The 8,031-nt window shown below is 37.6% G+C and carries 9 protein-coding genes; 5 read left to right on the top strand and 4 right to left on the bottom strand.

Annotated features, from left to right (window positions below):
• The first annotated feature begins 254 nt into the window (after positions 1 to 254).
• The 3 genes from KO530_RS04995 (at position 255) to KO530_RS04985 (ending at position 2,544) form a co-directional block, all read left to right on the top strand.
• Positions 255 to 659 carry a hypothetical protein gene (locus KO530_RS04995; RefSeq protein WP_216047313.1) on the top strand — a complete coding sequence of 135 codons (405 nt, stop codon included), beginning with the start codon at positions 255 to 257 and terminating at the stop codon, positions 657 to 659.
• Positions 660 to 682: 23 nt separating this feature from the next.
• Positions 683 to 1,138, top strand: a complete 456-nt coding sequence (locus KO530_RS04990; protein ID WP_216047312.1) for a hypothetical protein — start codon at positions 683 to 685, stop codon at positions 1,136 to 1,138.
• Positions 1,139 to 1,434: 296 nt separating this feature from the next.
• The gene (locus KO530_RS04985) at positions 1,435 to 2,544 is read left to right on the top strand and encodes a zinc-binding metallopeptidase family protein (protein ID WP_216047311.1); all 1,110 of its coding nucleotides are present in this window, start codon (positions 1,435 to 1,437) and stop codon (positions 2,542 to 2,544) included.
• An 87-nt stretch (positions 2,545 to 2,631) separates the two neighbouring features.
• On the opposite strand, the gene KO530_RS04980 is transcribed toward KO530_RS04985, so the two are convergent.
• Positions 2,632 to 3,366 (bottom strand): peptidase, encoded by a 735-nt coding sequence (locus tag KO530_RS04980; RefSeq protein WP_216047310.1) that lies wholly within the window; start codon positions 3,364 to 3,366, stop codon positions 2,632 to 2,634.
• A 194-nt stretch (positions 3,367 to 3,560) separates the two neighbouring features.
• On the opposite strand from KO530_RS04980, the gene KO530_RS04975 reads away from it, so the two are divergent.
• Positions 3,561 to 5,015 carry a circularly permuted type 2 ATP-grasp protein gene (locus tag KO530_RS04975; protein ID WP_216047309.1) on the top strand — a complete coding sequence of 485 codons (1,455 nt, stop codon included), beginning with the start codon at positions 3,561 to 3,563 and terminating at the stop codon, positions 5,013 to 5,015.
• 1 nt (position 5,016) lies between these two features.
• Entirely contained in the window at positions 5,017 to 5,937 is a 921-nt protein-coding gene (locus tag KO530_RS04970) for an alpha-E domain-containing protein (protein ID WP_216047308.1), read from the top strand.
• Between the two features lie 99 nt (positions 5,938 to 6,036).
• Here the strand turns inward: KO530_RS04970 and KO530_RS04965 are convergent, their stop codons facing one another.
• The 3 genes from KO530_RS04965 to KO530_RS04955 all read right to left on the bottom strand — a co-directional run bounded on the left by KO530_RS04965 (position 6,037) and on the right by KO530_RS04955 (position 8,024).
• Positions 6,037 to 6,174, bottom strand: a complete 138-nt coding sequence (locus tag KO530_RS04965) for an entericidin A/B family lipoprotein (RefSeq protein ID WP_216047307.1) — start codon at positions 6,172 to 6,174, stop codon at positions 6,037 to 6,039.
• A 537-nt stretch (positions 6,175 to 6,711) separates the two neighbouring features.
• Positions 6,712 to 7,716, bottom strand: a complete 1,005-nt coding sequence (locus tag KO530_RS04960) for a DUF3080 family protein (RefSeq protein ID WP_216047306.1) — start codon at positions 7,714 to 7,716, stop codon at positions 6,712 to 6,714.
• 95 nt (positions 7,717 to 7,811) lie between these two features.
• A complete protein-coding gene (locus KO530_RS04955) occupies positions 7,812 to 8,024 on the bottom strand; it encodes a CPXCG motif-containing cysteine-rich protein (protein WP_216047305.1) in 213 nt (70 codons plus the stop codon).
• Positions 8,025 to 8,031 lie beyond the last annotated feature (7 nt).

Genomic DNA, 8,031 nt, shown 5'->3' with positions numbered 1-8,031 from the left:
TTTATATTGATCCTTTTATATGGCTCCAATTTGCGTATTCGTGCTCAGCGCTATCACTTTTTTGACTCGGTGTATAAGTTGCTCACAATTTAAAACTGCAATATTAAAATTCTCATCGAAATAAAAAATCACATATTTTCAGTGTATTAGAATCTGTGAATAAAATTACACTAATTAATTTACGTTTTAGCGTTGACCTTATATGTCTTATCACTTAACCTAAATGATAATGATTATCAATAAGGTTTGTGGATATGTATTGTTTTACTTTTTCGTGTTTAGAAATGGCAGTGACAAAACCTTCTGAAGACGCAGAGTTTGAAATTATAAATCGATATGTTCATGCAGGATTGGAAAGGGCGAAAACAATGTCTGATAGCAAGGAGACTAAAGCTGCGCATTTACGCATTGTTGATACTTTATTAAATGTGGTTTGTGACAGTTTGCTAAGCATAGCATGGCGTAAATATTGTTTTCGTATGATCCAACGTCTCAAACCTTTGTTATTCGAGATATTAGAAAAGCAGCAATATCAGCGAAAAATGGCGGATATTTCTACGCTTTATCATTATTTTATTGAGTATACGCACAACACTGACCCAAGCATTTCGAAAGCCAGTGGTTCTCAAATCTTTTCTTTTAATCCATCACGAAAATAAGCAAAATCCAGAGGGGTTTTAGTATGTCAAATTTCCAATTTGTTTGTCCGAGTCACCAAATATGGGTGGAAGATCATCCTAAAGAAGCGTTTCAAAAGGTGAATGAATTAACCGATTACGCGGAGAGTCTATTTCACCGAGGACAATATCAGAACGTGATTCCATTTTTAGGCACAGCCCTAGAAACAACGGAAATTATTTTTGATAGCCGATTAGAGTCTCCACAATTGACTACAAAAATGACCGCTATTGCCATTATGTTAGCTTCTTCATATTCCGCTTTAGGGGAAACCGATAAGGCTTGTGTATTTTTACGTAAAATTCGACAAAAGCTCAATCGAGCAATTGCTTGTGCAGAAGGTTACGGGGCAAAAGTGGCCTTTTTCAAACATTGTGAAACGGCATTATTAGAGGCCAACTCGAACTTAGTCGAGAATCATAGTTATTTTTCAAGTATGTCAGCTTCTCAATTACATTAATTTAATAACCTTTTAGGTTTCAACGTGTTGAAGATAAATAATGTGCTTTCAATGAATTTTGCAGGCACTTTTATTCACTAAAACGCAATTCTTCTATTCTACATAACACTTTGCTTTGTTTAAATTTTATCTAGATTTTCAACTCTAAAGGATATCCTTTTGCCATTGATAGTGACTGCTGCATTATGCTCTGTGGGATTGCTATTCTGATTCATGCGGGTTCTAATACTCGGCTATCGATATTGTACTAAAATTGAATATTCAGTTTAGGTTGAAGTTATATCTAGGACACTTTTTTGAAAACATTTACATGCCAATGTGGTAATACTTTGCATTTCGCGAACGTTCAGTGCGTATCGTGCGGGTTAATGCTAGGTTTTATTCCACAAGACAACAGACTTAGCGCTTTTACAACTAACCAGTATGGTAATTTGCAGGCTTCCAGTAATGGTTTGTTATTTAAAAAGTGTAAAAATTATTCAGAGCACAATGTTTGCAACTGGATGGTTCCCCTTGAAGATTCGCATGATTATTGTGTTTCATGCCGACTTAATGAAGTGATTCCAGATCTGGATGATGTAGAAAATAGAGTGCTATGGGCAAAAATGGAGCTAGCAAAAAGGCGTTTGCTATATACCTTGCTGAAACTTAATTTACCCCTCGTTGATCGTACAAAAGACCCTATAAATGGATTGGGGTTTGCGTTTTTGCGTGATAAAACTCAAGATTCATTTGGCAATGAACTAACCGTAAAGAGTTTTGTTACTACAGGCCACGCCAATGGGTTGATTACGATTAATCTTAATGAAGCCGATGATAGTGCGCGCGTTGATATGCGTGAAAAAATGAATGAACGCTATCGCACTTTGCTTGGTCACTTCCGACATGAATCAGGCCATTATTATTGGGATAGGTTAATATCTGACAGCGATAAAATAGATGAATTTCGAAGATTATTTGGTGATGAACGTCTAGATTACGTGAAGTCGATGGAAACCTATTATGCAAAGGGGCCTAACGAAAACTGGCAAAATGTTTGGATAAGTGCTTATGCAAGTATGCATCCTTGGGAAGATTGGGCTGAAACATGGGCGCACTATTTACATATGCTAGATACGTTAGAAACCGCTAACGATTATGACTTCTCAATTTCTGGCAATAAAATTGCCAGTCCAATTCCAAACATGGATAGCGTGATTGATCAAATTTATACTTCTACCTCATTCACCCATCTTTTCAACGATTGGTGCCAATTGACCAAGGTATTAAACGCCTTGAATAGAAGCATGGGTCTTGATGATGCTTATCCTTTTGTGATTTCCATTTCGGCATTGGATAAATTACGCTTCATCCATGAAGTCGTATTAGATTCTGAGATGACCAGTTTGAGCAAGGGTGCTGCGTAATCAATCGTGGTCTGTCTCTTAGTTGGTTAAAAGCCTAGTTAAACGCAGTTAACCTTCGCTTGAAAGATTAATTGAGCCTTTTGATGGTTATTTTTCCCAGTCGAAGCGAGGAAGATTTTCGAACGCTCTTTTTAAACCTTCATTCCACTGCTTTTGTACTGATCTGTACATGTTACTATTTGTCGTCAATACGTTGTGATAAGGCTCTTCTATCTGGTCTGTTCGATGAATCGCTAATTCAATTGGTGGTCCAACGGATATGTTACTGCGAATCGTTGAATCTAGTGAAACGATAGCGCATCTAGCGGCATCTTCTAATGATGTTGAGGGCGTAATAATACGATCTAATATTGGCTTCCCATATTTATTCTCGCCAATTTGTAAAAAGGGGGTTTCGTCAGATGCCGAAATATAATTGCCTTGCGGATATATCAAAAATATTTCACTCTTTTTACCTTTGATTTGACCACCGAGTAAAAAGCTTGATTCATTACTGGTTTTTGACTTTTCCATGGCATCAGCATGTCGTTTTTGTTCTTGTTGACTTAAATCTCCAATGTACTGAGCTACTTCATGGAGGTAGTTTCCTTGACTGATATCAAAATCAGCGTTGGGATCTGATAAGTCACGTTTTATGGCATTTATTACCGCTTGAGATGTGGCTAAGCTACCAGAGGTTAATAGTACGATTGTTCGATTATCAGGAAATACGAAACTGGACATCTTACTGTAAGTGGCAACATAATCGACGCCAGCATTGGTACGGGAGTCCGAGGCGAATACTAAACCTTTATTCAGGGCAATAGCTAAACAGTAAGTCAATTGGCTTCTCTTTGATTTATTTAACGTTAAAACATCTTGTTATTGAGAAAAAACTTGCTCATATAATGCAGCGCAGTTATTTTGAACTGTGGCGAATTTAAAAACAATAAAATTTTAAATTTACACCTGACAAAAGCTTAACTATGTGAGTAAACTAAGATTAAACAACAATAATAAGTAAGTCTGGAGGATCTATGGCGATTAGATGGGGAAACTATGCAATAGGTCAATTTTATGACGAGCTGATTCAGGGGCGATCTAAACCGAGAGAGTATGCGAAAGATTTGTGTGACTACCTCAAGGGGTTGTCTGATAACGAACTAAAAGAATATAAAGCCGCATCCGATTCTGCCATTCAAGTTATGGGCATAACGTTTAGAATCTATAACGATGAAGAGGGTTCCATAGACCGCGCATGGCCTTTCGACATTATACCTCGCCTAATTGAACTCAAAGAATGGCAGCAAATTGAACTAGGCCTTAAACAGCGTGTAAAAGCACTAAATATGTTTATTGATGACTTATACAATGATCAAAACATTATCAAAGACGGTGTTTTTCCGGCGAACTTATTAAAAAAATCTAAAAACTTTTTGAAAGATTGTATTGGTGTGAAGCCACCGCAGGGCATTTGGGCGCATATTTGTGGCTCAGACCTGGTGCGAGATCACAACGGAACCGTATATGTGTTAGAAGACAACCTTCGTGTTCCCTCTGGTGTTTCCTATATGTTGGAAAATCGACAAGTTATGAAGCGCGTTTTTCCAGAAATGTTCGAAAAATACAATATTCTTCCCATTGATAATTACCCTTCAGATTTATATGACATGTTGGCCAGTCTGTCACCACGAGATGTGAAAGAGCCAGAAATAGTGGTGTTAACTCCCGGTATATATAATTCAGCCTATTTTGAACATGCTTATTTGGCGCAACAAATGGGTGCTGAATTGGTAACAGGTGATGATTTAGTTGTGAAAGAAGATGATTGCGTCTATATGCGAACCATCAATGGATTAAATCGTGTGGACGTAATATATCGCCGAATTGACGACTGGTATATTGACCCAGAAGTATTCCATCCTGACTCAACGTTAGGTATTCCTGGGATCATGCGAGCTTGGAAAAAAGGCAATGTTGGTTTGGCCAACGCACCGGGTTCAGGGGTCGCTGATGATAAAGTTGTCTACAGTTATGTACCTGAAATTATTAAATATTATCTTAATGAAGACGCTCTTCTACCGAATGTGCCAACCTATCGCTGCGTTAATCCAGAAGAACGTGAATATGTGTTAGAAAATATTGAAAAAATGGTTGTAAAACCGGCCAATGAATCTGGTGGATATGGCATGTTGATTGGTCCACATGCATCTAAACGAGAACATCAAAAATTCCGACAATTAATCAAAAAAGATCCGCGTAATTATGTAGCTCAGCCAATGCTGTTGTTATCCACTGCGCCTACTTTGATAGATAACAAAGCAGAAGGACGTCATTTAGATTTAAGACCCTTTATATTAAGTGGGCAAGATATCAAAGTAACCATGGGGGGCTTGACCAGAGTCGCCATGATTAAAGGCTCTACTGTGGTGAACTCATCACAAGGTGGTGGTAGTAAAGATACATGGATTGTTGATATGGAGGGCAATTAATATGTTGTCACGTGTCGCGAGTAATTTATGCTGGATGGGGCGTTATCTGGAGCGAGCAGAAAACACCGCACGATTAATTAATGTTAATTTTAACCTACTTTTAGATCTTCCCAAAAGCATTGTTTTAGGCTGGGAACCGCTTGTTGATATTGTCTCGAACCGAGAAGAGTTTTACGCAAAGTACCAAGAAGCGAACGAACGAAACGTTTTGAACTTTATGGTAGGTGATAGCAAAAATTTAGGCTCAATTGTAAACTCGTTAAGTGCCGCCAGAGAGAATGCAAGGACGATTCGTGAAATTATTCCTAGAGAGGCTTGGGAGCAGATTAACGAACTTTACTTGTTCGCCTATGCTAATCGTCAAAAAGCCATAGCTCGACGCTCTCGATATGAGTATTTAACGGAAATAATTGAATCCAATCAAAAGATCACGGGGATTCTTGTTAGTACGATGACACGAGATGAGGCATATCAATTTTTACGTATTGGACGTAATTTGGAGCGAGCAGATATGACCACTCGGATTATTGATGTTCGTTCTGCGTCTTTAGTTCAGGATATGCAAACTGAGCAATCAGCACTGGAGAATTTACAGTGGATGAGTGTATTAAAGTCGCTTACTGCTTATCAAATGTATCGTCGAGAGGTTCGACTCAAAATTCGACGACCTGATGTGCTGAAATTCCTGATGTTGGAAAATCGTTTCCCCAGAGCCTTGATTCATACCTTAAATCAAGTCGAATATTGTTTGCGAGAATTACCTAATTACGAGCAATGTGTGGAGATGATATCCAAGGTTGAAAAGCAATTATTGGAAGCTAATCCGCAATTGTTAATTCAGGATAAATTACATGAATTTATTGATGAAATGCAATTAGGCTTGATTAATGTGTATAACAAAATTGATGAAACTTATTTTTAAGCATTGAAGTTAAAGCACTACTGCATTAGTGATGTTGCAAGGTTAGATTTAAAAACGGCTCAACATTGATAAAATGTTGAGCCGTTTGTATCGGTAATTTTAATTGGCGGCCTCTTGTATGGCATCACCCGCACTTTCTATATCTTTGCCTGCACCTTCAACAGTTGCACAACCTGTTAGCATCACTAGCATTAACGTCAAGGTAAGAATAATTTTAATTTTTGATTGTAAAGTCATAATGTTGCCTCACTGTGTTTTGATAACAAGTCTATAAATGGGATTTAAAGCACTACGTTATACTGAACTAAGCGAGTTTAATGCCAATTTGTAAGTCTTTGAATTTAATGTCATTTACTCAATTTTATTTAGGTTGGGAGAGTTGCTTTTAGCCAAATATTCTTATTCTATGGAATAATTTACACAGGCTTATTATGAAAAATGAGATCGAAATTCAGTCTAAAACGATGATCTGCCAGTAGTTGATTGGGGTAAATTCTTAAAATCGTAATTGGTTGTAGCAGTGATAAATTTTACCCCACCGCCAAGACAGTTCTAAGCTACACAGTTTGGCATGAATATCAGATGGTCGATCATCACTATTCACTGGTAAATCTGCCGATAAATAAGTCACTCTCCAAATCCCGATTTTTGCATCTCGCTGAAATTGAATTTTACCAAGCAACTGATTCTGTTTATAAATAAAGCAAGTGCGTTTTGAGTATCGAATATTATGAGTTATCATAACTGTGATTATATACAGTTGTTTGTGTTGGGCTAGACTTTTTGATTGGTACTATTGCATTTGATAAATAAATTTTGCCAGACTTTCTCGTGTTTATGCCGTGCATTGAGATAATTTTCTGATTCTAATTTTCTTTGTATTAAAAATTTTTTGAAAGGCTCCAATAATACTGGGTTATTACGTAAAGTCTTGAAGTTAGGTTCTAACATGTGGTGAACCTCCGCTAAACGACCTATAACGGGGAGGATATCTGCGATGAAGTTTTGCTCGTAGATTAGCTTCAGATTTGCTATCTGTTCAGCAGAGGAAGCGGATTGACAAGATATCTTAGCAAACTCACTTTGTAATCTATCAGCCAGATTGTTAAGCCAAAAGCTCAGTTGATTTTGTGTATACCAAATTTGTGCAGGCAGTGGTTGTTGTCGTAGCGTATTTAATGCTGCTTCTAATCCATCAATGTCTGTCATCGTAGGGGAGTATAAGTTAACTATTAAACTTAGCGAAGCTTGATATGATCGCAGTTGCTCGTTACTTATTTGTGTAAATAGCGTTGAATTGGTACTCAACGAGCGCCTGATTTCAGCACTGCTAAGGACCATTTGCGCCCACACTTTTGGTAGTGTTTGATATTTGTCCTCAAGCCACTGGGTTAACTGCTGCTGTTGTTGTTCGTCATCAGTTTGCTGAAGACATTCATTAAGCCCTTGAATTAATTTAACTTCGTAAGCGAAGCGTTGGGATGGCAATTGAACCTTACCTAGTGCTGTGTTTCGTTGTGCAATTAAGGTGGATACAGGACAATGCTTCAAAGCATAAAAGTCTCGTAAATTCATTGTCGTCTCAGGAATATCTAATTTCATCTGTTGCGATGATGGATAATGAAGACTAGGGTTTTCAGTGTTTAATAGAATTGAAATGTTCAGCTCTTCGCCAACTTGGTTTTGATATTCAGTAAAACTCGATTGAATCGATGACTGGCCGCATGCATTTACCAAAATGAGGCTACAAAATAGCGGCAGCAAGGGTATTGATGACAAATAAACCACCTTTTGCTGTTTGTTTGTATATTTAAGCCCAGCAAATTTGATGGGCCTTTAAAATTTAAAACCTCAACCTAATTTAATAATTGAGGTCAATACAACTGCTCATCATCTGAATTGATATTGATTTGAAGTTTGCGATTAAGCTCATCAATATGGAGCTTAACGTGAAACTCGTGACAGCAGTTGGGGCACTCTTCAAAGAAGTCCTGATCACCATTGCTGTAATCTACACTTATATGCAAGTGATGACCGCACTCTGGACAAGCAATAGTTTGTTCAGTTTCAAACACTTCAGTAGTCATTCATTCT

This window comes from Aliiglaciecola lipolytica, assembly GCF_018860635.1.
Taxonomy (GTDB): Bacteria; Pseudomonadota; Gammaproteobacteria; order Enterobacterales; family Alteromonadaceae; genus Aliiglaciecola; species Aliiglaciecola lipolytica_A.
Note: the sequence above shows the minus strand (reverse complement) of the source record. Positions and strands in the feature narration are given on the sequence as shown.